Consider the following 23,876-nt stretch of genomic DNA (forward strand, 5'->3'; position numbering starts at 1 on the left):
TGAGGAAAAGTCCCTTCCCGGGTGCGGGAAGGGACTTTTTTTTTATGGCGTAAACTGCTGAAAGACGTTTTTGCCCTGATCTTTAAAATGTTCTTTTTCAAGAATGGAGTTGATGATCTTCATGTTCCGGTCAACTGAAAGAGCAAGATTTGTTGCCCCTGTTCCGTGAGAGTGTTCAAGGTTTGTAAGAGTGTAGATCTGTTCTTTCCTTCCGTCCTTAAAAGCAAGCCGGAAATCCTTTTCAACTTTGAACAGCTTTTCATCCTCCCAGATGATCTCATCCTTCATAGCCTCAATCCACTCCGGGATATTCGGCTTAAAGCCTGTCGCAAATACGATTCCTTCTGTCCCGTGATCAAAGCTAGTATCGCTTTGCCACTGATGGCATTTGAGAATATACTTGTCACCATCCGGTTTCAAATCGTTCACATCTGTCAGCGGCATGATCTTCACGCGCGCATCTTTTCCGTGAATGGAACGGTGATACAGCAGGTCATAGATTGAAACAAGCGTCGTTTTATCCACGCCATTACGCAGCTGTTCAAGCTCCGGAAGCGCCTTCTGCCTCTGCTCAAACGACAGGTCGTGGAAATAGGAGACAAAATCCGGTGAAAATACTTCTTGGCCGAGCTTGGCAGATTCCAGCTGGGTGAAGCCTGCCGATCTCGTAAACCAGCTGAGCTCATAATCGAACAGATCCTGAGACTGGAGAAGATCAAGAAAAATCTCTGCGGCGCTTTGGCCGGAACCGATGACGGTAATGGATTTTTTCTTCTTTAACGACTCCTGCTTGAACATATAGTTACTGGAATGAAAGACATCCTCTCCAAGCTCAGTGTCAAACGGGAGCAGCGGGATGCTTCCGGTGCCCATGACCACGTGCCTTGTTTGATATACCTCGGTGCCTTCCTTGCTTATGACACGTACTTCATAATGCGGGGTTGCCCCTTTTTTGTATTCAACATGTGTCACGCATGAACTGAACCGGCAGCTCTCGATCTCTTTTGCCGCCCACGCCGCGTACTCACTGTATTCTCTCCTGGGAATATCAAACCGGTTAAAAAAGTAAAAAGGATATAGCCTGTTATGTACATGAAGATAGTTGATAAAGGTATATTTACTCCTTGGATTGCAGAACGTCACAAGATCTGCAAGAAACGGCACCTGCATATCCGTCCCCTCGATAAGCATGCCGGGATGCCAGACAAACTCATCCGTTTTATCAAAAAAGACCGCTTCAATCTCAGGCAGATCCTCCAAAATGGCCGCCATGCCAAGGTTATATGGACCAATCCCAATCCCGATCACATCGTACACTGTCTCACCTGCTTTTCTCATAATTGCTCCTGAATCTATACCCCTACTTTCCCCAGAATAATCCGTTTTAAGCAGACTGGGGCGAACCAGGAGATTCTCCCTTTTGATGGTTCTATTCCTCCGGATAAGTGCCCTCAACCTGTAGATTCTTCTTTTTGATGGTTCTATTCTTCCGGATCAGTGCCATCAACCTGTGGATTCTTCTTTTTGGTGGTTCTATTCTTCCGGATCAGTGCCATCAACCTGTGGATTCTTCTTTTTGATGGTTCTATTCTTCTAGATCAGTGCCATCAACCTGTGGATTCTTCCTTTTGATGGTTCTATTCTTCCGGATCAGTGCCATCAACCCGAGCATTCTTCTTTTTGATGGTTCCATTCTTCCGGATCAGTGCCATCAACCTGTGGATTCTTCTTTTTTGTGGTTCTGTTCTTCCGGATCAGTGCCATCAACCTGCGGATTCTTCTTTTTGGTGGTTCTATTCTTCTATATAAGTGCCATCAAACTGAGGATTCTTCTTTTTGATGGTTCTATTCTTCTGGATCAGTGCCATCATCCTGTGGATTCTTCCTTTTGATGGTTCTATTCTTCCGGATCAGTGCCATCAACCTGACGATTCTTCTTTTTGGTGGTTCTATTCTTCCGGATCAGTGCCATCAACCTGAGCATTCTTCTTTTTGATGGTTCTATTCTTCCGGATCAGTGCCATCAACCCCAGCATTCTTCTTTTTGGTGGTTCTATTCTGCCCGATAAGTGCCATCAACCTGAGCATTCTTCTTTTTGATGGTTCTATTCTTCCGGATCAGTGCCATCAACCAAACCTCCCAAACAAAAAAGACGCCTCAGCGTCCCCCCACCTCTGCTATTCCATCTCCGTCATGCTCGATCTTCTTTAGAAACTCCAGTACCTTAGTTTCATAGCCTTCAGGGTCTGTTAGAAACGCCTGGGCGTGGCCGGCTTTCGGCACCAGGTACAGCTGTTTGAGTCCTTTTTTCATTTTGTACATATCAAGGGTCATGTTGACAGGAATAAAGGAATCTTCCTTACCGTGGATGAAGAGAATCGGTGTTTTCGTGTTCTCAAGATCGCGCGCAGGCTTTATTTCCTCAAATCCCCACCCGTATCTGAACTTCGTGACCATGCTGGTCAGGTAGATGAGCGGATAAAATCTGATTTTAAAGTCCAGCATGAGCCGTGTTTTCAAAAGTTCGGTCAGGTCGCTGAAGGCGCAGTCTGCAATGCAGAAGGAAACACGGGGATCTTTTTTCACATACTGCAGGGCCGATGCCGCTCCAAGGGATTCGCCGAGTATTCCCACAAATGCGGATGATCCGAGTTCTTCATAAATATGGTCGACCCAGGCGTGCAGGTCGTCGCTTTCATAGTAGCCGAATGAGGTATGCGTGCCACCGCTCAGGCCGTGGAATCTGTGGTCGCACAGAAGAACATGATAGCCCCGTTTATGAAACATTTTGACGTACTTAAAGCTTCCGAAAAGCGACCATGTGATGCCGTGTGCAATAATAATCGCTTTTTTACTGTTCTCAACAGGAAACCACATGCCGTGAATTTTGTAGCCGTGGTAGGAATCAATGAACCATTCTTCTTTAGGCGTTTTTTCAAAATGCTCTGTATTGATTTCCCCGCTTTCTACTCCGAGCCTGTACGTTTTTTCATATTCCACTTTTCTGGGTACCGTAATAAGGGTGCTGAAAAAGAAGGATACAGCGAGTATTGCTATCAAAGCGGCAAGTATGGAGCAAAGCAAAATCCACATGGTATCACCTTCACTTCCCTTTTCCACATCATATTACCGTTTTCATAATAGGTGATAAGTGTGAGGGTACCGTTTAGTCACTGTAAAAGTTTTGTAAGAATACCGGCAGCCGATTAAAAGTTGGGCGCTGAGCGGTAAAAAAGTACAATGACAGCGAGGTGAAAACGATGGCAAAACGGACAATCATCATTGGAGGCGGCATCGGCGGACTGACGGCAGCTGCTTTTCTTTCAAAAGAAGGAACAGACGTCACCGTTCTTGAAGCATCAAACGAGTGGGGCGGCTGTGCGGGTAAGTTTCAGCGCGGGAAATTTTTATATCCTGCAGGCGCAACCCTCGGCATGGGCTTTGAACAAGGCGGCGTGCACGATAAGCTTTTCCGTGAACTCGGTCTTCCTTTTCAGGAACACAGCCTGCTTGATGTCATCATGGACATTCACCTGCCGGGGAAAACCATTTCCTATTACCGCGACCGTACCCTTTATTTAAAAGAAGCGGAGAAGCACTTTCCGCATCTTACAGCGAAAATCCATGCATTTTACTCAGACATATGGAAAACCGGTGCGGAAGTGAAAAAGCTGATTGATCCCCTGCCGGTCCTTCCTCCAAAGACAGCTTTTGAGTGGGGGAAGCTCTTAAAGTCACTAAAACCATCCACCCTTGGCCTTATCCCTTATTTTCAGAGTACGATGGCGGCCCTGCTCAAAAAGCACGGACTTCAGAATGAGCGGGACTTTGTTCACTTAATTGATGCCCAGCTCATTGATTCGATGCAGATAACGAGCGAGGACTGTTCTGCCATCCTCGGCGCCTATGCCCTGACTGTGTACCATGACGGCGCCTTTTATGTGAATGGCGGTTTGTATCAAATAGCCGAGCATCTGGCTGCATTCGCAAAAGACCGCGGAGCCGTTCTGAAAAAACGATCCTGGGTGAAATCCATTCATAAAGAAAACGGCCGGTACAGAGTGACTGACCGGAAGAACAAGACCTATGACGCGGACTATATCATCTGCAACCTTCCCCTGCCCGGATTTATCAGCCTCCTGTCCCAGGATTTAAAAAAGCAGCTGAGCAAAGCATATACGAAAAAACAGAGCCTGCAGCAATGGGGCACGATGACGCTTTATCTTACTGTAAAAGAGGAGGTCATCCCGGAGAACTTTCCGCTTTTTCATCAGGTGATGGACAATGACTCAGGCGATATGACGGAAGGGCATCACTTGTTTCTCTCTGTTTCAAAAAAAGAGGACGCGCGGAGGGCACCTGCCGGATACAGAACCATGACAGCAAGCACCCATACGGACTTGAAGCTGTGGGATACGAAGGAAAAGTATGACCGATATAAAGAGGTGCTCACAAACCGGATGCTGCGCTCGATTGAGACGGCGATTCCGCGTCTGCAGGACGGATTGACAGATGTCATGCCGGGGGCTCCGGGAGCGTGGGAAACGTTCACTAAAAGACCGGGAGGAATGGTCGGGGGATATCCGCAAACTCTGGAGCATTCGCTGTTCAACAGTCTGTCGCACCGCACCGGCATACCGGGCATCTACCTGTGCGGCGACAGTGTGTTTCCCGGGGCCGGAACAATTGGTGTGTCTGTCAGCGGGTATCATGCTTCCCAGTCTGTTCTCAGGGATTTGCGCAGCTGAAAGCACATAAAAAAAGTCAGGCAGCAGCCTGACTTTTTCAATGCCCTCTCCGGGCGAAATCCACAAACCGGAACTTATCAAGTCTGTGCCTTGATTCTGTATACTGAAACAGACTTGTATCATCCAGGTAAACATGGTTTTTTACTACAACGATGTGGGTAAAGCTGTGCAGATCGAGATAAGCATAGTCTTCTTCCGTACACTCTTCCACAACAATCTCTTTTTTGGCGAAGCTGATCTTGAGACCAAGCTCTTCTTCAATGTACCGGTAAATGGAATCCTCGCAGATCTCCTTTGTTAAAGAAGGAATGAAGCGGCTGTTCAGGTAATCCTTATCGAGAATAATGGATTCCCCGTCGATGTTTCGTGACCTGACAACCTCCCATACATCATCCCCGCCGCTAAGGTTCAGCTGCTGGGCAATAAACGGATCCGGTTTAATAAGACCTAATTTTTCTACAGTTGTGCGGGACGAGCGTCCAAGGTTTTTCGACAGCTCTTTAAAACTGACAAGACCGGAAACGGGAAAGCTCATTTTCGTCACATCGAGCACAATGGACCCTTTTCCTTTAACCTTCTGAATGAACCCGTTCTGCGCCAATAGATTGAGCGCCTTGCGGATCGTCTCCCTTGACGTCTCGTATTTTGCAGCGAGCTCGTTTTCAGATGGAATTGTTTCATCAGGCGCGAGGATGCCCTGTTTGATTAAATCGGCAAGCTCCTGGTAAATAGCCAGGTATTTATTGTTTGTTTTCATCTTTAACCACCATCACCAGTTTACCATGAAATGTTACTTTTTAAGATGATAAACGACGGATTCATATGGACGGAGAGTGATTTCTTTTACAGATTCACTTGAGTCCTGATAGTTGCTGATCAGGATTTCCGCTTTAAACTCATCACCGATGTGCACCGGCAGTGTAAAGACGGTTTCTTTTTCATAGAAATTGTTGATGACGAGCAGTTTTTCGCCGTCTCCATTGCGGACGTAGGCAAACAGCTGCTCATGGTCGTCATGGATCAGTTCGTAATCTCCGTACGTGATGAGATCAATGTCTTTTCTTAATTGAATCAGCTTCTGATAGTGATAGAAGACTGAGTTTTCATCCTGGACGGCTTTCTCGGCGTTGATCTCAGGGTAATTTTTCGCAGGCATGATCCATGGTGTGCCTGTTGTAAATCCTGCATGTTTTGAATCATCCCATTGAACCGGCGTGCGGGAATTGTCTCTTGATTTGCTCTTTAAGATTTCAAGGATTTCTTGTTCTGACTTGCCGGCTTCTTTTAAAATGCTGAACATGTTCAGGGATTCAACATCGCGATAATCATTGATGGATTCAAACTTAGGGTTTGTCATGCCGAATTCCTCGCCCTGATAAATATAGGGTGTCCCCTGCATCATGTGGACGGTTGTGGCCAGCATTTTTGCCGATTCCACGCGGTACTTGCCGTCGTTTCCGTATCTTGAAACAACGCGCGGCTGATCATGGTTGCACCAGAACAGGGCATTCCAGCCGCCGCCTTTATGCATCTCCACCTGCCATTTTGAAAGGATTTGCTTCAGCGCCTGAAAATCAAAATCTGCGAGCGCCCACTTCTCCCCGTTCGGGTAATCCACTTTCAGGTGATGGAAGTTGAACGTCATGCTGAGCTCATTTGAATCAGGATTTGAATATTGGATGCAGTTGTCGATTGTCGTGGATGACATTTCGCCCACTGTCATACTGTCATATTTTGAAAACACTTCTCTGTTCATTTCTTTCATATACTCATGAACACGCGGTCCGTCTGTGTAAAACTTGCGGCCGTCTCCCGGAGCAGTGTTGCCGTTGTCATCAGGGAAGTTCTGATCCTTTGAAATCAGGTTAATGACGTCAAGCCTGAAACCGTCGACACCTTTTTCAAACCAGAATGTCATCATGTCATACACTTTCCGGCGGACCTCTTCGTTTTCCCAGTTCAGGTCAGCCTGTGTGACGTCAAAAAGGTGAAGGTAGTATTCGCCTGTTTTTTCATCCAGCTTCCATGCAGAGCCCCCGAACTTTGAAATCCAGTTTGAAGGCTCAGAACCGTCCTCTTTTCCTTCTTTCCAGATGTAAAAATCGCGGTAAGGACTCTCTTTTGAAGACTGGGCTTCTTTAAACCAGGAATGTTCTGTTGACGTGTGGTTCACCACAATATCCATGATGACTTTAATTCCGCGGTCATGAGCCTCTTTTAACAAGCGTTCAAAGTCTTCCATCGTTCCGTATTCTTCATGAATGGAAAAATAATCACTGATGTCGTAGCCGTTATCTTTTTGGGGGAGATTCGTAAATCGGCGTCAGCCACACGACATCGATGCCGAGTTTTTTCAAGTAATCAAGTTTATCGATGATTCCCTGAATATCGCCGACTCCATTTCCCGTCGTATCGTTAAAGCTTTTCGGATAAATTTGATAGACCGCTGATTTTTTCCACCAGGGCTGTTTCATTGTACATGCACCACCATTTTAGAATTTACGCAAAAAAGGACAATGGCTTGTCCCTTTCTGCTTTTATTTTTTCTTCCAGTTAAATTTCGCAAACACATATGTCAGAACAAACGGCACGACAACTGCTATCGCCATTCCGATAAAGAACGCTGTCCAGTATTCAGACTGGATGGATAGGAATCCGGGGATTCCGCCGACGCCGATTGAGAATGCTTTGACATGATTAATTGTAATAAAGATACCTGCAATCGCAGAACCGATCATTGCAGCGATAAACGGATAGCGGTATCTGAGATTCACACCGAACATGGCCGGCTCCGTAATCCCGAGATAAGCGGAAATACCGGATGTCAGGGCAAGACCTTTTTGCTTTTCATCCTTCACAATGCGCATCATCGCAAAGGCAGCAGAACCTTGAGCAATGTTTGACAGAGCAAGCATCGGCCACAGGAATGTTCCTCCGGCGCTCGCCACAAGCTGAAGGTCAACGGCAAGGAACGTATGATGCATGCCTGTTACAACAAGCAGAGAATAGAATCCGCCGTACAGGAGACCGCCAAGAGCTGCAAAGTTGTCGAAAATGGCAATAACGCCGTCTGTGATTGCATTACCGGCTGCAAACGTAACAGGTCCAATCAGGATAAATGCTGCAAAGCCTGTTACTAAAAGAGTGATTGGAGCAACAACAAGCAGTTTAATGGAATCCGGTATCCGCTTGTTTAAGAAAACTTCTATTTTGGCAAGCAGGTACGATGCAAACAGAACCGGAAGCACCTGTCCCTGATAGCCGATTTTTTCAACCTCAAGACCGAACAGGTTCCATACTGGAACCTCTCCTTTGGCCTGAGCTTCACCGTAAGACCATGCATTCAGAAGATCAGGATGCACAAGGATCAAACCAAGGACAATACCAAGCAGCGGGCTTCCGCCGAACCGCTTTACTGCCGACCAGCCGATCAAAGCTGGCAGGAAGGTGAAGGCGGTATTGGCAATCAGGTTAATAATGGAGGACAAATCCGCCCATTGCGGGTACACCTGGATCAGAGACTGCCCGTCAAAGAAAATATCTTTCCCGCTCAGAATGTTGTTGATCCCCATAAGAAGACCGGCCGTAACAATCGCCGGAAGAATCGGAATGAAAATATCCGCAAGCATCTTCACGGCACGCTGAAGCGGATTCAATTTGCCTGATGCTGCTTCCTTGACATCCTCTTTGGACGACTCGCCCATGCCTGTCTGTTCAGCCATTTCTTTATAAACCTTGTCAACAAGACCCTGTCCTATGACGACCTGGAACTGGCCGTTTGTTGAAAATGAGCCCTTTACCATATCAATCTGATCAAGCTTCTCTTTATCCACTTTGCTTTCATCTTTCAAAGCAAACCGGAGACGAGTGACACAGTGCGTTGCAGCGGCAATGTTCTCTTTCCCGCCGACCGCATCCACAATGTCGCGGACTTCCTGCTTGTTCACGCTCATCTATTTCAACCTCCCGTAATCGTTTTCATTTACGTGCTATTATTCTCGCTATGTTCACAGAAAATCATCCTGTATATACAAGTTACACTCACATTGTATTCCTGTATATACAGGTTGTCAACAGAAAAGCGTAATCGTTTTCAGCCAGATGCTTTTTTATGCATAACAATCATTCCCTTCAGCAGGCCTTTATTGGTTGTTACCCTTTTTGCCGGCATACAAGCAGGAAAAGCAGAATTAAAAAAAGACCACGCACAAACGTGATCTTCAGCAGCAAAAATCAAAAGGATGAAACGGTTTATCGGCCCCTATGCATATTTCGGGTTCAAGTTCTACATCTGCCCAGTGCCAGGCAGCAAGGGCGGCAGCGCATGCATCAAGTCCGTGGCTTGTTTCTGCAGCGTCCGGCGAAAGATTCTTCATCCTCCATTGTTCAAAGAACGGGAGAAGGCTTCTCCTGTCCGCATCTGATTTTTTATATGTCAAAGCGAGATTCCGGTCTTCAGGCTTCAGCCGGAGCCCAATTGCACCGCCGGGATGCACTTCAACAATAGAACCCGTGTATTTCTCAAGCGCCCTGCTCAGGTGAATGCCTCTTAAAGTGAGATAAACCATCCGGTTCAAGGTCGGAGGCATGATGGAGCCGTGATAGAGGCCCGCCTCCCGAAGCTTTGATCTGACAGCTTTGTCTGAAGGCCTGTCCCCGCCGCCGTCCTGATAAGAGAGCGGCGCATCAATTCCGACAGTAACTTTTCCTCCTTCTAAGGCTAAACGGCTTACTGTCTCCAGAATAAGCCGGTCGCTGTTATGAAACGTCAAGCTGTTCAGTACAAGGCTGTCCGCTTCTTTTTTAAAAACAGCAACTGCCGTCTCTTTGTGATTGGCAGGACCTGCAAGATCAATTCCAACTACATGCACTCTTCTCCCTCCTTTTATAAATCAAATGACAGCTGTTCACTATCAGAAGGCTTGCTTTTGCGTTCCGTTCCTTTTTTTGCAGGTTTAACCGCTTTTTTCAGATCAATCACCGGAGCTTGGTAGTCCAGCTGAAAAAAACCTGGATAGTTCCAAGGTTCATGAATGTATTTCGCAGGCACACGCTCCAGAACGGGCAGATACCTCTTGATAAAAACTCCGTCCGGATCTTCCGCCTTTCCTATTTTGACCGGGTTCACCGCTTTTGAAGAGACCTTTTTCATCTGTTCGGTGTGAATCGACGGCTCATAGTCCAGGAAAAGGGAGGCAAGTGCTTCCGAACACGCTGCGTGATCCAGTTCGAGAACCGCAATTCCAAAAGAAGCAAGCATGCCCCGGTATTTGGCAGGAAGCCACCCTGTTTTGTGCAGACATTTCATGCATGCATCAGCAAACGGTATGCCTGTTTCTCCCGCGTGCCATTTGTCGAATAATGGTGGCCTTTCATCATGAAGACACAGCTCTGAAATCGCTTCAACTTCACTCTCCATCAGCTTCCATCTCGCCTTCAGCTGGTCCATAAAAGCCGCCAATTGTTCCACGGGGAACAAATTATCACAATTTTCTATCTTTATCGACGTTTTTTGTAAAATGGTGCACAGCGAGATGTTTCCCCAAGCAAGATACGGAGACAGCCTGCTTGAAGAAATCGTGGACTGAAGAGGGTTTGACCGATTTTCTAAATAGGAAGCGGCACGCTCATTTAAAAACGTTTCAATCGTTTCCAGTGCCTGTGTTTCCCCTCCCTGCTGGCCGAATTTTATCGGGCTGCCTTTGACAGGGAGCGATTTCAGCTTTTCTGTGCCGGAAAAGAAACGGTCCGGAACCTTTTCAGGTATGGATAAGCGGCTGGGCATCCGCGCTGCTTCACTTCCGCAAAAAGCCTCCCACCTCTGCTTTGCATTCTTTCCGGGTGCATCGTACTCTTCATACTCATGAAAAGCAAGGCCTCTATCAGTCATCCAGTCTCTGACTCTTTCATGCTTGCTCACGTCTGCCGCAGACCGCGATCCAACGTACGCATACAGGGAAAAGTCGCCGCACGTTTCATACATTTCTTCGAGCGCATCCTCTATCTCACCAATGAATGTGTAAAGACTGCTTCCCATTTTCTCAAATGAAAGCTGCATGTCTTCAAGACTTTCCCGTACGAATTGAAGATGCCGTGCTGAAAGGCAACCTGTCCCCCAAAACGAAGGCTCCGCAGCATACAGCGGCAAAACTTCTCCATAGCGTGCTGCTTCTGCAAGGGGGATGTGGTCTTCGGTCCTCAAGTCCCGTTTAAACCAGACAACGTTCATGTCACTCACTCCATGTTATGACCATTTCGAATTGATTTTATTTTTGTAAAAAGCGGAAGCCTTTGATGAAAATGTGCCGCGCTTTTTCAGTATTCTTTCAAGCTTTACCCGTTTTTCGCTCAGCTGCATCTCAAGCTTTTCTTTTTCAAGGGCATCATGACAGGCTGATGCCAGGTCTTCAAGCTTATGAATGGATTTTTTCAGCTCTGCCTCTTCATCAAGCATGCCTGCATTCTTCATCATCTTGTAGGACACTCTCAGCTCGGGGGAAATATGGGACAAATCCTCAAGCTGAAGCGGTTTTCCCATGCCGGGCAGCCGGTTAAATTCCCCGTCTTTTATTGCCTGTTTTATTTTATCCTCTGACAGAATGGTGAACAGATCCATTTTTACAGCCTCCTGTCCTGTAATCACTACTCTTTACTAGCTTATACATTGTGCAGCACGATTCCTTCTTAAAAATATAGATGATTCGTGACAAACAATCAAACAGACGTTCTGCAAACAGGCCCTCTTGCATATCCTTTAAGAACATCATAAATTGGAGGCATCAGAATGAACAACCCAAACACCTTTCAAATCCCTGAGGAAATGGTCTCCCGGTATGCTGCGCTGAATGAAAAGGCAAAGAAAGTAGAAGAAGAAATGAAGGACATCAAAAAGATTTTCAATGCCTATTTTGATCATGAATACGGCAAAAACAGCAAAGGAGAAGAAAGAATTGGAGCTTACAAGATTCAGAGGCAGATCAGGCAGTCCGAATCCTATCATCCTGAAAAAACGGTCAAAGTCCTGGAAGAATTGAATCTCTCAGATTGTATTATTCTGGTCAAACAGCCCGATAAAGAAAAAATTGATGCAGCGCTCACACTTGGCATGCTGTCCAATGAAGAATTGAACGACTGCGTGATCCGTAAATGCTCCCAGGCGATTGTGGTAAAGCCATTAAACAAATAGCTTCTACTTACAAAGTCTGATTTTTCCATTAAATCAGACTTTTGTTTCGTTCTTATTTCCTTTTTTTTATCCAGTCAGGTTTATCTTTGTCGAATGGAGGTTATTTAATGGATAGAAATTATTCTAAAAAACAATTTTAGCATCTTGAAGGAGGCATACATATGGGAGGAATCTGGTTCACGCTTTTATCATGCGCCTTTTTTATGGGTCTTGTAGCATGGATTTCCTATCTGAAAACAAAAGGCGGCAATGAGGATTCAAACGGTTATTTCCTTGCGGGCAGAGGACTTACGGGTGGTTTTATAGCAGGTTCACTGCTTCTTACAAATTTATCGGCTGAGCAGCTCGTGGGACTTAATGGACAGGCTTACCGCACAAACCTGTCAAATATGGCCTGGGAGGTTACTTCCGCCTTTGCGATTGTTGTGATGGCTTTGTATTTGCTCCCAAAATACCTTGGCGGCAGTTTTACGACTCTCCCCGAATTCCTGAGCAAACGGTTTGATGAGGGCGTAAGACGGTATACCGTCATTCTTTTTATGCTCGGGTATATTCTGGTAACGATTCCTTCCATGCTTTATTCCGGAGCACTTGCTGTCCTGCAGATGTTTGATGTTCCGGCGCTGTTTGGAATTTCTTATATGCAGTCAATCTGGCTTGTCATTTGGGTGATTGGTATTATCGGAGCTGTTTATGCCATTTTCGGCGGGCTGAAAGCTGTGGCTGTGTCAGATACACTGAACGGAATCGGACTTTTAATCATTGGAATTCTCGTTCCTGTTTTAGGTTTTATCGCCCTTGGCAATGGAAGCATGCTTGATGGCATGAAAGAGATTACAACCTCTCATTCCGAAAAATTGAACGCAATTGGATCGAGTGAAGACTCTGTTCCCTTCGGCACCATTTTCACAGGAATGATTTTCGCCAATCTGTTCTATTGGGCATCCAACCAGTATGTTATTCAACGGACGCTTGGCGCCAAAAATCTTGCTGAAGGTCAAAAAGGGGTCATTATTTCAGGCTTTTATAAGCTGCTTATTCCTCTCTTCATGATGATTCCCGGCATCATTGTTTTCCATCAATATGGTGACGGCCTGAAATCAGTTGACCTTGCTTATCCGACTCTGATTGCGGACGTGCTGCCGACGTATCTGTCAGGATTTTTCCTTGCAGTCCTGCTTGGTGCCGTGTTCAGTTCATTCAATTCTCTGCTGAACAGCGCAGCCACGATGTTTGCACTCGATATTTACAAGGTGCAGGTTAATCCGAAGGCTGATGATAAAAAGCTGATCAGCGTGAGCAAGCTGTTTGGAACATTGCTCGCACTTGTCGCATTATTTGTTTCTCCTTTGCTTATGTATGCGCCGGACGGCTTGTGGGATTTAATCCGGAAATTTACCGGCTTTTTCAACATCCCGATTATTACCATTGTCCTTGTCGGTCTGCTTTCTAAATTTGTACCGGCCGCTGCTGCAAAAGTGGTGATCATTTTTCACGTTATTGCCTACTATATGCTCGTTTGGGGAACGAACCATCTCTTCGGCTTTACCGTCGATATCCACTTCATTCATATTTATGCCATTCTCTTCTTTATTGAAGTGTTCATGATGCTTGCAATCGGAATGGTTAAACCGAGAGAACAGGCCTACATTTATAAGACTGAAGCATCGGTTGACATGATGCCGTGGAAGTACACAATTGCTACCTCTATCATTCTGCTTGCGCTCGTCTGCGCAACCTATATCGTTTTCTCTCCAATTGGACTTGCGTATGCGGACGGATATGTGTCGGCGGCATTCTGGCCAGCAATCACTGGTCTCATTCTCATAACAGGCGTTCTCGTCTTTGCTTCTGTTAAACACTGGAACCGAAAGTATGAAGAATACCTGCTGAAGCAGCATACGAGAAAGAATTACAGGCTTCGCCGCCCTTCGGGAAAATTGAATCCTGTATCTGTTAAATATTTGACTGACTAAAAAAATCAGCCTCCAGGATAAGGAGGCTGATTTTTTATTTGTACATGCTGCCGTGCACCTGATAATACGATTTGAAAACAGGCGGATCGAACTCTGCAAGATAAGGCCCTTCCCCTTTTCGTTCAAGCATCTGCTGAACAAGGCCGTCCCCTGAAGGCTCGGCAAAAATCAGCTGAAAAGACGGAAGAGAGAATGTATAAATCCTTGCCCGCCACTCATCATAAACAGCCTCTTCGCCTCTTGGAAGGTCAAAATATTTTCTCCATTTCAGAACAGCTGCATTTAAATCCCTTACGATATAGTGTACTTTCGAAACCGACACTTCGGTATTTTCAGACGGAAGTGCGCCAGACCTGAACAAGTCATGCTTTCGTTCATCCTCAGACTGCTTCCATTCAATAAAGAAAGGAAGAGGCGCTTCGTCGTCGCTTTGCTCGATGAAAAGCATTTTCCACTCTAGCAGTGATCCATCCTCGCGTTTTCTGCCCGCTTCAAGAATGTCTACTGTTTCAAGCCCCTTCTCTTCAAGCTCTGCTTTCACATGTTCAAGATTGTCCGATCTCAGGGCAATCTGGCCAAGACCCTCGGTCCGCTGTTTCAGCAGACGGTGGATGAGAGGGTTGTCCGATTCATTGGCTTTTTTCCTGTCTTCAATCGATAGGAACTCCAAGTAGGCGAGGTTGCTGAAATAACAAAGGCTGTTATACGAGCCCCATTTCTCATGCCTGCCCCCCATTACAGCAGTCAGTCCCTGTTTTTTAAAAAACTCTGCCGCTTCAAGCGGATGGCGGTCTGTAAAATGAACGAGATGATCTAAAATAATTTCCATTGGACAGCTCCTTTGGCTTTATTTTCGGCCTGACTAAAACCTACCACCTTATGTGCCCCTGCACAAGCATGAACCTGTTTGCCCCTTTTTGTGCAGCAGGGTATGATGATAGAGGTTTGATTTTAAAAAGTGAGGTCAGCAGCATGAGACTTAGAGATTGGGACCGGAATTTAAAGATACGCTTATTCGGGGAAGCGTTGATGAATATTACATACTGGATGTTTTTCCCGTTTTTGACGATTTATTTTGCAGATGAATTCGGCAAGGAACAAGCCGGATTCCTTTTAGTGTTTTCACAGGTTTTCTCCGTGATGGCGAATTTAATGGGAGGCTACTGCGCGGACCGGTTCGGGAGAAAAAAGATGCTCGTTCTCTCTTCAGCAGGACAGGGAATATCCTTTCTCATATTTGCCCTGTCTGTTTCACCATGGCTTGACGCCCCTCTGATCGGATTTGCATGCTTCGCTCTTGCAGGGGTTTTCGGTTCGTTCTACTGGCCTGCAAGCCAGGCTATGATTGCCGATGTCGTAAAGGAAAAAGACCGGAGCAATGTGTTTGCGGTATTTTATACGTCTATCAATCTGGCTGTAGTCATCGGCCCTATCTTAGGAGCCATCTTCTATGTAGACTATTTCTTTGAACTCCTCGTCTTCGCAGGGTTCATCTGTTTTCTGCTTTCAGGCATGCTGTTCCTCTGGACAAGGGAAACAGCACCGGAATCCGTACTGAACAAGAAGGGCAACACAAAGTGGCATCACTTTCTCCTTCAGCAGCTGGGAGAATACAAAATCATCTTCAAAGACCGGGCCTTCCTCCTGTATATCGGTGCCGGTGTTCTTGCGGCACAGACCTTTATGCAGCTTGACATGCTGATTCCCGTCTATACGAAGGAAACGGTTCAAAGTGAAGAACTTCTCTCATTCGGCAGCTGGTCGCTCACACTTGGCGGCGAGCAGGCCTTCGGCTTTCTTCTTTCTGAAAATGGACTGCTGGTCGCCCTGTTGACGATTTCTGTAACGAGATGGATGACGATGTACAAAGAACGGAATGTTTTTATTCTTTCTTCCGTCCTATACGCAGTCTCGATCTTCCTTTTTGGCCAGTTCAGCTTCTTGTGGGGACTGATTTTTGCCATGGCACTGTTCACACTCGCTGAATTGATGACAGCCGGCCTGCAGCAGAGCTTTGTTTCAAAGCTTGCCCCCGAGCATATGCGAGGACAGTATTTTGCCGCAGCGAGTCTCCGCTACACGGTCGGCCGGACCATTGCCCCGCTCTCCATTCCGATGACGGTCTGGTTTGGCTTTCAATGGACATTTGCCATCCTCGGAATGCTCGCCCTTGCAAGTGCAGCCCTTTACTGGGTGACGTTTGCGGTTTATGAAAAGAGCAGTGAAAAAAGCAACTTGGACAAAACATAGGAGCGTTGAATCGCATTAATAAACCCGAGACTTCATACATTTTTTGTTAATATATAAGGGTTTACGTGTCAATCCTGTTCATTTTTGACCTATCAAATCTCATAGCAATCAGCAGGGCTTTGTTGAGCAGCAAAGTTAAGGTGCTATTTATACTGCCATTTATTAACCGGTATTGCAGCACAGCAAAAAAAGGCACTCCAGCATTAAATTGGAGTTCTCTTTCTTATTCTATTAAAGCTCCCGATCGTATTTTAAGGTTGACCAAGTTATTGGTTGACCTTTTTTTAAGGTCTAGACTACTAGAGGCACCTGGGGAGTATAGCAAGCTAATCCAGCGAATGTTTGACAAACCATTAGCTGATTTTGATTAATAAGAATCTGTTTCGCAACTAAACATTTATTACTTTTCAGGTTTAATGTAAGGAACAATTTGTGCTGTGGCACCGATGGAAGCACCACGAATAAAAGTTTGATTTTCTAAAGCTTTGAAATTTTCCGCTTGCCCAGTGAGCATTACTCCTAGAATTTCCACATTATCAAATGATTTATTTTTATTTTTATTTAAAAAGTCCTGAATCATATCATCGTCAGCACCATATTGCTCTAGGTCATTAATAAATGCGTTATACGCTGTCCTCGGTGAAGCAGACGGAACATATCCATAAACAGGCATTCCAGCTGGTCCTTTACTCTCATCCACAATTTCTGAGGTCATGTATAACCATACAATGTTTAAATTATCAGGTATTTTTTCTTCTATTTCTTGAAAGGTATACGGTTGATTGAAAGAAATGGCAACCTCTGCAACGTGATTATCCATTTGCAAAAGTTCCTCTAATTCATTTGGAACACCCCTAAAGTATTTTTTAATGGACGGATGATAAAATGTTGCAACTTTGTTTTTTGTTTGTTTGTCATACTCATAAAAGTTTGCATCAGACCAATAAAAGCCTGGTTTTAATTCGTTATCATCTATTTGTCCTCCAATCCAATCATACGAACTTGTTAGTGTACTCCATTGAACTACATATCCATTAATGTTTTTAGAACGGTTTGTTATTATGTTTCCGCCAAACATTGATGAATGACTGATCATTTGAGAATCGATTTGGATATTAGGTTCGGCAATGGCATTATGTAAAGACAGTGCTTCGTGCAGACTTGCCGAACTTTTCGCTGCAAAGTAATTACCTGTTTTATCGAGTATAGGTAATAGAATTAATATGACGATGATTGTCGTCATAATGATTTTTAAAAGTTGTTTTCGTTTAGCCTTTTTCAATGCTTCATTTAATGAATTGTCCATTATCGTCTTCCTCCTACTTTTGAGTAGATAAACTTGCGTGCACGATATAGTTTTTGCTTAACGCTGTCTACTCGAATATCCAACATATGAGCAATTTCCTCATAAGATAAATCATAGTAATACTTTAAAAAGAAAATTTCCTTGTATTCTTTTTTTATGTCCTTTAATAAATAAATAATCTCATCCTTGTTTAAAATCGTGTCAATTTCGCAATCTACGTGTTGGAGCTTTGAATAGATTTCCTCGGTTAAGTAAATGTTCTGCTGTTCTTTTTTTCTTTTCAAGTCAATATATTCGTTAAGTGATACTCTAAAAAACCAAGGACGTAAATTACTTTCTGTTAGGCCATCCAATATGGTGTAAACTTTGTAAAAGGTATTTTGAATGATATCTTCTGCATCTTCTTTCTTGGCCCCTTTCATCAGTAATAATCCGAACACTTCCTCTCCCAAATGGATAAGATAGGAGGCTAATACATCTTCCCTTTTCATCATTTTTTCCTCCCTATACTTATACAACGAATGAAGGATTATAAATGTATACACTTATATGGATTATTATTTTCTTTACTTCATCACCAACGTTAATAACCTCCTACCAAACTAACTAGCAGGAGGTTACTGCATCCTCATAAAAAGGGGTCATAACTTGGATACTTCTACATATAGACCGTATAAGAGACATACAGGTAAAAGCACACCATTTCAGTTGTTAAATGGTGTGCGAATCACTTTGCGATTTACTGTTTTTCACCTCTGAACCGAACCCTTAAATTTGATTCGTGCATGCTCAAATTCACCCTATATCTCTGTCCCATCCTTTTTTACAGCCGTTTTTCAAACGAACTTCTAAAGCTCTCCGACAATTCCTTCACTTCCAGAATCTCTTTTATCGCTTCAGCGTTTAATTTATCCTCGTATTTGATCTTGTTGACAAATTCTATGGTCACCTTCTTCGGATGGCTTGAAATCCGTTCAAGTACATCTCCGCTTCTGATCATGCCCTCTTTTTTCACCCGAAAATAAAACCCGGTATAACGGGTGTTCTGCACCTGAACAGGAAGATCCTTGACTTCATGTTTCAAAGCAAGCTTGAAGCACGGCTGGCGCGGCTGGCTCACTTCGAGTTCGGCTTCTCCGAGTCTGAATATGTCCCCGATGCAGACTTCTTTTTCGGTCATGCCGCTTATTGTCAGATTTTCACCGAAAGCACCGGGCGAGAGCTTAAAACCAAGAGTGTTTTCCCAATATGGGTAGTGATCGTAAAAGTAGGCGCAGACTGCCTTGTCCTCGCCGCCGTGATTTTTCAGGTCAGCCTGTCCGTCCCCTTCAAAATTTGTTTTTTTCAGCATGATCGGCAAATCTGCCGGTTCTTTATAAATGCCGGTTTCAATTTCACGGCCGTTGTGCAGGACTTTTTTCGGCAGTCCTGTATTGATGGAAACTAGTTTCAATTGATTCCGCTCCTTCACCTTGGTCATACCCTTATTTTGCCACAAAATAGACTTGTGCACATCGGACGTTTTAAAGAAATTGCATAACGGGAATAGTACCGGATGACAGGAGGAATGGAAATGAACAAGTATACAAATCAATTTATCAATGGTGAATGGACAGAAGGATCAAGCGAAAAGACCATTAAAAACATCAATCCGTTCAGCGGTGAAACGATAAACGAATTCCGCTCCGCAGATGATGCCGATTTGGACAGAGCCTATCTGGCTGCCGAAAAAGCACAGAAAGAATGGGCAGATACTCTTCCTCAAAAGAAACAAGAAGTCATGGACAATGTAGCAAAGGCGCTTCTGGAACGAAAAGACGAGATTATCAATCTTCTCGTAAATGAATCAGGAAGCACAAAAATAAAAGCAGAAGTGGAATGGGCGGCAACACTTCGGATCGTTAAAGAAGCAAGTACATTCCCGTACCGGATGGAAGGAAAAATCCTCCCTTCCAATATTCCTGGAAAAGAAAACAGGGTGTACCGGACAGCAAAAGGAGTCATCGGCGTCATCGGCCCGTGGAATTTCCCGCTGCACCTTGCCATGCGTTCAGTAGCACCGGCGCTTGCCACAGGTAATACGGTTGTCATTAAGCCTGCATCAGAAGCGCCAATTACTTCGGGCTTTTTAATCGGAGAGCTTTTTGAAAACGCAGGAGCTCCAAAGGGCACAGTGAATGTAGTTGCAGGACGAGGCTCAGAGATTGGAGATGCCTTCATTGAACACCGCGTTCCAAAGCTCATCTCCTTTACTGGTTCAACCGAGGTCGGTCGCCACATCGGCGAGCTTGCAGGCAAGCACCTGAAGGATACGGCACTTGAACTCGGCGGCAACAATGTCATGCTCGTGCTGGCAGACGCAGATCTTGAAAAAGCTGCTGAATCCGCGGCCTTCGGGAAATTCCTGCACCAGGGGCAGATCTGCATGGCGCTTAACCGCATCATTGTAGAAGAACGCGTACACGATGACTTCGTCGAGCTTTTCAAACAAAAAGTCGGACAGCTTCAGGCAGGTGATCCATCTGACCCTAAAACAGCTGTCGGCCCGCTGATCAACAGCGATCAGATTGAACGGATTCAGGATGATCTGGAAGAAAGTCTGAAAGCAGGTGCCGAAAAAATTGCAGGCGGTGCTGTGAACGGAAACGTCATGGAGCCGGTCATTCTTACGCACGTAACCAATGACATGCCGATTGCCAAAAATGAAATTTTCGGCCCTGTTGCCCCAATCCTGAAAGCAAAGGACGAGGCGCACGCCATTGAACTTGCCAACGGATCCCCGTACGGCTTGAGTGGATCCGTCTTTACAAAAGACCTTCACAGAGGCGTCACGGTTGCAAAACAAATCGAAACCGGCATGATTCACGTCAACGACCAGTCCGTTAACGATGAAGCACATGTAGCCTTCGGAGGCGAGAAAGATTCAGGGCTTGGCCGCTTCGGCGGCGAGTGGGCGCTCGATAAATTCACGACCGTCAAATGGATCGGCGTACAGGAAAAAGACCGGAGCTATCCGTTTTTCAGCTGATTGCGAATAGATAATATAAAAACGAGGCGCTGGAGTAGGCGCCTCGTTTTTTTGTGTGCTATCAAGCTTTTCTTTTCAGAGGTTGATGGTTCTTATAAAAGCGTTTAGTGCCATCAAGCTTCTCTTCTCAGCGGTCGATGGTTCCTGTAACAGCGTTCAGTACCATCAAGCTTCATTTCCAAGCGCTTGATGATTCCTATAACAGCGTTCAGTACCACCAAGCTTCATTCCCAAGCGCTTGATGGTTCCTATAACACCGTTCAGTGCCATCAAGCTTCATCCCTATGCGCTTGATGGTTCCTATAACACCGTTCAGTGCCATCAAGCTTCATTCCCAAGCGCTTGATGGTTCCTATAACACCGTTCAGTGCCATCAAGCTTCATCTCCACGCGCTTGATGGTTCCTATAACACCGTTCAGTACCACCAAGCTTCATCCCCAAGCGCTTGATGGTTCCTATAACAGCGTTCAGTACCATCAAGCTTCATTCCCAAGCGCTTGATGGTTCTTATAACCCTTTTTAGTACCACCAAACTTCATCCTCAAGCGCTTGATGGCATCAAACTCTACCGGATGTCCGCCATCCCGCTGCCCATTCAATCAACTCGTAACCCCCGCACCTGCAGGGAGCACTTTCTGGCTGATCGCCTGTATCAGTTCCGGCGGCATTGGGAAGGAAACCGCAGCTGGATCCATTGCAACAGCCTTCACGATTTTCTCCGTATCTTGATGCGCAACACTGTAGTCTCCAAAATCAGACGGCAATCCTGTTTTCTTCTGCATCAGCCTGATTTTTTCAACAACTCGCTCTAACACCGCCTCCGGATCCTTTTCCCCGCTTCCAACATTCAGTGCCTCTGCGAGCTGATGGATTTTAGGCGTATACAGAGCAGGTATTGTCTCCATAACCGCAGGCAGGAAGACTGCATTGGCAAGACCGTGCGGGATTCTGTACATGGCTCCGTATGCATGGGCAAAATTGTGCACCGGAATGGCATTCAGTGCAAAGCTGAAGGCTGTGATTCCCATGAGACTTGCATGGAGCATGTCCATTCTAGCTTTCAGATTCTCCCCGTCCTCAACGGCTTTCACCAGATTCTGTTCAATCAGGCGGACGGCATGCAGGGCGTATGCATCCGTCAGCGCAGTTGCATTAGGCGATGCATAGGCTTCAATTGCATGGGTCAGAGCATCAAAGCCTGTGAATGCTGTAATGAACGGCGGCAGTTCCGTCGTCAGATCCGGATCCAGGACCGCAATATCGGCACTGATAAACGGATTGATTATATTTGTTTTCAGCTTCAGATCTTCGTTGTAGATAACGGCAATTGGCGAAACCTCAGATCCGGTTCCAGCTGTTGTCGGTATGGCAATATGCGGGATCGGCATGTGCGAAGCTTCCGGAAACGACTCCATGACAAATCCTCCGGGAATTGCGTCCTTGATGCTTGTTAACCCTTTGTGCAGACAGTATTTCACCCCTTTAACTGTATCAAGCACGCTACCTCCGCCAACCGCGAGAAGTGCATCGGCACCGTGTTCCCTGGCAAAGCGCAGCGCCTGGTCCACACAGCTGCTCTCTGCATCCTGCCTGATATCCGTGTACACGCCTGCAAGCACAGGACCGTTTCCGTAACCTGCCAGCGTGAATATGGAAGCCACTTTTTCCACTACTCCCGCTTTTTCAAGGCCTTTATCACTGAAAAGCACTACCCGCTTTGCTCCAAGCCCCCTGAATAGATCCGGGACCATCGCCCGTGTATTGGATCCGCTGTAGATTCCCGAACGCAGCATAAATTGTGAAAAAGTTGTCGTCAGCATCACTTCTCACCTCTCGTTTCAGCTTTTTCAGAAAACAGAATGCCGTACCAATTCCGCTTATGAAGATCTGTCACCATAGACGTATGCACGTGTTTTACTTGTGTATAGGCATCAAGAGAATGCTTCCCCATCTCCCTGCCAATGCCGCTCTGCTTGTATCCGCCGAACGGTGCATCATTCCGCAGCATATGCCAGTCGTTGATCCAGACAACCCCAGCCTGCAGCTTTCTGGCAGCTTCATAGGCTTTATTCACATCTCTCGTCCAGACACCTGCAGCAAGACCGTAAATGGTATCGTTCGCCATCGCAATGACTTCATCCATACTGCTGTACTTGATGACGCAAAGGACAGGACCGAATATCTCTTCTCTGGCGATTTTCATGTCGTTTGTCACGTTTGTGAAAATGGTCGGTTCAATGAAGGAACCGCCTTCACAGTCGGCCACAGAAATTTCTTTGCCGCCGCATACAATCTCAGCCCCTTCTTCAAGCCCCGAACGGATATAGGAAAGAACGGTTTCCTTCTGCTGTTTAGAGATAAGAGGACCCATATCAGATGCGGGATCGAGAGGATTTCCGGGCTTTATTTTTTTCGCCAGCTGCACAAGCCCTTCCACCACTTCATCATGCATGCTTTCATGGACGAACAGGCGGGTTCCTGATTCGCAAAGCTGTCCTGAATGGAGAAATACGCCGAAAAGACTTCCTGGCAAAGCAAGGGATAGATCCGCATCTTCAAGAAGGATGTTCGGAGACTTCCCTCCAAGCTCAAGGGTCGTATTTTTCACCGTATCAGCGGCAAGCTTCATGATGTTTCTGCCAACTTCTGTCGATCCTGTAAAAGCCACTTTATCCACGTTCGGGTGGCGCACCAGCGCTTCACCTGTTTCAGCACCGGGACCTGTGACAACATTGATGACACCAGGCGGAACAACCTTCGAGATGATTTCAGCCAATTTTAATGTCGACAGCGGCGTATAGCTTGCCGGTTTAATGACAATCGTATTTCCCATCGCAAGAGCAGGCGCTATTTTCCACGAGGCAATCAGCATCGGCATGTTCCATGGAGTAATGGCAGCACATACTCCGACCGGCTCCCTCCAGATGAAATTATGGGCAGGCCCCGGAAACGGAGGGACTGGCAGTGTTTCAGAGAATGGATAGTCGAGCACGAATTTACCGAACGTCTGGAACAAGTCGGCCATCTGCAGAATGTCATTGGAGCTGATGCGCCTGATTGTTCCGCCTGAGCTGACGCATTCAAGATAAGCAAGCTCCTCTGCATGCTCTATAATCTCATGGGCAATCGCATACATCACCTTGGAGCGGTCCTTCGGATTCATCTCTCTCCACTCCGCTTGATCAAAGGCAGCTCTTGCCGCCATCACAGCACGGTCAACATCCTCCGCCGTTCCTTTTGCAGCCTTTGCTATTACCTCTCCTGTTGCAGGATTATGCACATCAAACCACTCGCCTGAAGCAGCACTCTCCCACTCTCCATTGATGAAAAGCGGCATCGTCAGTACATCGACTTTCACACTCATTCGTTTCAGCCTCCTC

18 protein-coding genes and 1 pseudogene are annotated in these 23,876 nt (G+C 45.9%); 5 read left to right on the forward strand and 14 right to left on the reverse strand.

The window, feature by feature from the left end; genetic code table 11:
- Window positions 1-42: 42 nt before the first annotated feature.
- Both RKD52_RS19005 and RKD52_RS19010 read right to left on the reverse strand, forming a co-directional pair.
- Window positions 43-1,317, reverse strand: a complete 1,275-nt coding sequence (locus RKD52_RS19005; RefSeq protein WP_454101268.1) for a lysine N(6)-hydroxylase/L-ornithine N(5)-oxygenase family protein — start codon at window positions 1,315-1,317, stop codon at window positions 43-45.
- Between the two features lie 841 nt (window positions 1,318-2,158).
- On the reverse strand, window positions 2,159-3,094 hold the full coding sequence (locus tag RKD52_RS19010) for an alpha/beta hydrolase (RefSeq protein ID WP_454100932.1): 936 nt from the start codon (window positions 3,092-3,094) through the stop codon (window positions 2,159-2,161).
- Window positions 3,095-3,261: 167 nt separating this feature from the next.
- On the opposite strand from RKD52_RS19010, the gene RKD52_RS19015 reads away from it, so the two are divergent.
- Window positions 3,262-4,749, forward strand: a complete 1,488-nt coding sequence (locus tag RKD52_RS19015; protein WP_454100933.1) for a phytoene desaturase family protein — start codon at window positions 3,262-3,264, stop codon at window positions 4,747-4,749.
- Between the two features lie 37 nt (window positions 4,750-4,786).
- Here RKD52_RS19015 and treR read toward each other — a convergent pair whose 3' ends face one another.
- From treR to RKD52_RS19045, 6 genes and pseudogenes are all read right to left on the reverse strand, one after another.
- A complete protein-coding gene (gene treR, locus RKD52_RS19020) occupies window positions 4,787-5,506 on the reverse strand; it encodes a trehalose operon repressor (RefSeq protein WP_454100934.1) in 720 nt (239 codons plus the stop codon).
- Between the two features lie 33 nt (window positions 5,507-5,539).
- Window positions 5,540-7,223, reverse strand: a pseudogene (gene treC / locus RKD52_RS19025) (alpha,alpha-phosphotrehalase).
- Between the two features lie 63 nt (window positions 7,224-7,286).
- Window positions 7,287-8,702, reverse strand: coding sequence for a PTS system trehalose-specific EIIBC component (gene treP, locus RKD52_RS19030; RefSeq protein ID WP_454100935.1), 1,416 nt, complete (start codon window positions 8,700-8,702; stop codon window positions 7,287-7,289).
- Between the two features lie 267 nt (window positions 8,703-8,969).
- Window positions 8,970-9,620: a DUF429 domain-containing protein gene (locus tag RKD52_RS19035; protein WP_454100936.1), complete on the reverse strand. Its 651-nt coding sequence runs from the start codon at window positions 9,618-9,620 to the stop codon at window positions 8,970-8,972.
- A 14-nt stretch (window positions 9,621-9,634) separates the two neighbouring features.
- A complete protein-coding gene (locus RKD52_RS19040) occupies window positions 9,635-10,978 on the reverse strand; it encodes an FAD-binding domain-containing protein (protein ID WP_454100937.1) in 1,344 nt (447 codons plus the stop codon).
- Between the two features lie 15 nt (window positions 10,979-10,993).
- Entirely contained in the window at window positions 10,994-11,365 is a 372-nt protein-coding gene (locus tag RKD52_RS19045) for a DnaJ family domain-containing protein (protein WP_454100938.1), read from the reverse strand.
- A 168-nt stretch (window positions 11,366-11,533) separates the two neighbouring features.
- On the opposite strand from RKD52_RS19045, the gene RKD52_RS19050 reads away from it, so the two are divergent.
- Together RKD52_RS19050 and RKD52_RS19055 are read left to right on the forward strand one after the other, a co-directional pair.
- Complete coding sequence (locus RKD52_RS19050; protein WP_454100939.1) at window positions 11,534-11,935, forward strand: hypothetical protein; 402 nt, start codon at window positions 11,534-11,536, stop codon at window positions 11,933-11,935.
- 161 nt (window positions 11,936-12,096) lie between these two features.
- The gene (locus RKD52_RS19055) at window positions 12,097-13,911 is read left to right on the forward strand and encodes a solute:sodium symporter family transporter (RefSeq protein WP_454100940.1); all 1,815 of its coding nucleotides are present in this window, start codon (window positions 12,097-12,099) and stop codon (window positions 13,909-13,911) included.
- 34 nt (window positions 13,912-13,945) lie between these two features.
- On the opposite strand, the gene RKD52_RS19060 is transcribed toward RKD52_RS19055, so the two are convergent.
- Entirely contained in the window at window positions 13,946-14,740 is a 795-nt protein-coding gene (locus RKD52_RS19060; RefSeq protein ID WP_454100941.1) for a VOC family protein, read from the reverse strand.
- A gap of 143 nt (window positions 14,741-14,883) precedes the next feature.
- Here RKD52_RS19060 and RKD52_RS19065 point away from each other — a divergent pair, with 143 nt between their 5' ends.
- Window positions 14,884-16,161, forward strand: coding sequence for an MDR family MFS transporter (locus tag RKD52_RS19065; RefSeq protein WP_454100942.1), 1,278 nt, complete (start codon window positions 14,884-14,886; stop codon window positions 16,159-16,161).
- A 400-nt stretch (window positions 16,162-16,561) separates the two neighbouring features.
- On the opposite strand, the gene RKD52_RS19070 is transcribed toward RKD52_RS19065, so the two are convergent.
- The 3 genes from RKD52_RS19070 to RKD52_RS19080 all read right to left on the reverse strand — a co-directional run bounded on the left by RKD52_RS19070 (window position 16,562) and on the right by RKD52_RS19080 (window position 18,947).
- Entirely contained in the window at window positions 16,562-17,467 is a 906-nt protein-coding gene (locus tag RKD52_RS19070; RefSeq protein ID WP_454100943.1) for a sigma factor regulator N-terminal domain-containing protein, read from the reverse strand.
- A complete protein-coding gene (locus RKD52_RS19075; protein WP_454101269.1) occupies window positions 17,467-17,958 on the reverse strand; it encodes an RNA polymerase sigma factor in 492 nt (163 codons plus the stop codon). The genes RKD52_RS19070 and RKD52_RS19075 overlap by 1 nt, the downstream gene beginning before the upstream one ends.
- 332 nt (window positions 17,959-18,290) lie before the next feature.
- Window positions 18,291-18,947 carry an MOSC domain-containing protein gene (locus RKD52_RS19080; protein WP_454100944.1) on the reverse strand — a complete coding sequence of 219 codons (657 nt, stop codon included), beginning with the start codon at window positions 18,945-18,947 and terminating at the stop codon, window positions 18,291-18,293.
- 87 nt (window positions 18,948-19,034) lie between these two features.
- On the opposite strand from RKD52_RS19080, the gene RKD52_RS19085 reads away from it, so the two are divergent.
- Window positions 19,035-20,495 carry an aldehyde dehydrogenase family protein gene (locus RKD52_RS19085; RefSeq protein WP_454100945.1) on the forward strand — a complete coding sequence of 487 codons (1,461 nt, stop codon included), beginning with the start codon at window positions 19,035-19,037 and terminating at the stop codon, window positions 20,493-20,495.
- 600 nt (window positions 20,496-21,095) lie between these two features.
- Here RKD52_RS19085 and RKD52_RS19090 read toward each other — a convergent pair.
- Both RKD52_RS19090 and RKD52_RS19095 read right to left on the reverse strand, forming a co-directional pair.
- A complete protein-coding gene (locus tag RKD52_RS19090) occupies window positions 21,096-22,316 on the reverse strand; it encodes an iron-containing alcohol dehydrogenase (protein WP_454100946.1) in 1,221 nt (406 codons plus the stop codon).
- Complete coding sequence (locus tag RKD52_RS19095; protein WP_454100947.1) at window positions 22,316-23,860, reverse strand: aldehyde dehydrogenase family protein; 1,545 nt, start codon at window positions 23,858-23,860, stop codon at window positions 22,316-22,318. Before RKD52_RS19095 ends, RKD52_RS19090 begins: the two co-directional genes overlap by 1 nt.
- Window positions 23,861-23,876: the final 16 nt, after the last annotated feature.

This window comes from Metabacillus sp. SLBN-84, assembly GCF_053629595.1.

What these genes read in the sequence shown, in the direction of transcription:
- RKD52_RS19010 (WP_454100932.1), bottom strand. Translation starts at nt 3,094, where the DNA reads ATGTGGATTTTGCTTTGCTCCATACTTGCCGCTTTGATAGCAATACTC.
- RKD52_RS19015 (WP_454100933.1), top strand. Translation starts at nt 3,262, where the DNA reads ATGGCAAAACGGACAATCATCATTGGAGGCGGCATCGGCGGACTGACG.
- treR (WP_454100934.1), bottom strand. Translation starts at nt 5,506, where the DNA reads ATGAAAACAAACAATAAATACCTGGCTATTTACCAGGAGCTTGCCGAT.
- treP (WP_454100935.1), bottom strand. Translation starts at nt 8,702, where the DNA reads ATGAGCGTGAACAAGCAGGAAGTCCGCGACATTGTGGATGCGGTCGGC.
- RKD52_RS19040 (WP_454100937.1), bottom strand. Translation starts at nt 10,978, where the DNA reads ATGAACGTTGTCTGGTTTAAACGGGACTTGAGGACCGAAGACCACATC.
- RKD52_RS19045 (WP_454100938.1), bottom strand. Translation starts at nt 11,365, where the DNA reads ATGGATCTGTTCACCATTCTGTCAGAGGATAAAATAAAACAGGCAATA.
- RKD52_RS19050 (WP_454100939.1), top strand. Translation starts at nt 11,534, where the DNA reads ATGAACAACCCAAACACCTTTCAAATCCCTGAGGAAATGGTCTCCCGG.
- RKD52_RS19055 (WP_454100940.1), top strand. Translation starts at nt 12,097, where the DNA reads ATGGGAGGAATCTGGTTCACGCTTTTATCATGCGCCTTTTTTATGGGT.
- RKD52_RS19060 (WP_454100941.1), bottom strand. Translation starts at nt 14,740, where the DNA reads ATGGAAATTATTTTAGATCATCTCGTTCATTTTACAGACCGCCATCCG.
- RKD52_RS19065 (WP_454100942.1), top strand. Translation starts at nt 14,884, where the DNA reads ATGAGACTTAGAGATTGGGACCGGAATTTAAAGATACGCTTATTCGGG.
- RKD52_RS19070 (WP_454100943.1), bottom strand. Translation starts at nt 17,467, where the DNA reads ATGGACAATTCATTAAATGAAGCATTGAAAAAGGCTAAACGAAAACAA.
- RKD52_RS19075 (WP_454101269.1), bottom strand. Translation starts at nt 17,958, where the DNA reads ATGAAAAGGGAAGATGTATTAGCCTCCTATCTTATCCATTTGGGAGAG.
- RKD52_RS19080 (WP_454100944.1), bottom strand. Translation starts at nt 18,947, where the DNA reads ATGACCAAGGTGAAGGAGCGGAATCAATTGAAACTAGTTTCCATCAAT.
- RKD52_RS19085 (WP_454100945.1), top strand. Translation starts at nt 19,035, where the DNA reads ATGGAAATGAACAAGTATACAAATCAATTTATCAATGGTGAATGGACA.
- RKD52_RS19090 (WP_454100946.1), bottom strand. Translation starts at nt 22,316, where the DNA reads ATGCTGACGACAACTTTTTCACAATTTATGCTGCGTTCGGGAATCTAC.
- RKD52_RS19095 (WP_454100947.1), bottom strand. Translation starts at nt 23,860, where the DNA reads ATGAGTGTGAAAGTCGATGTACTGACGATGCCGCTTTTCATCAATGGA.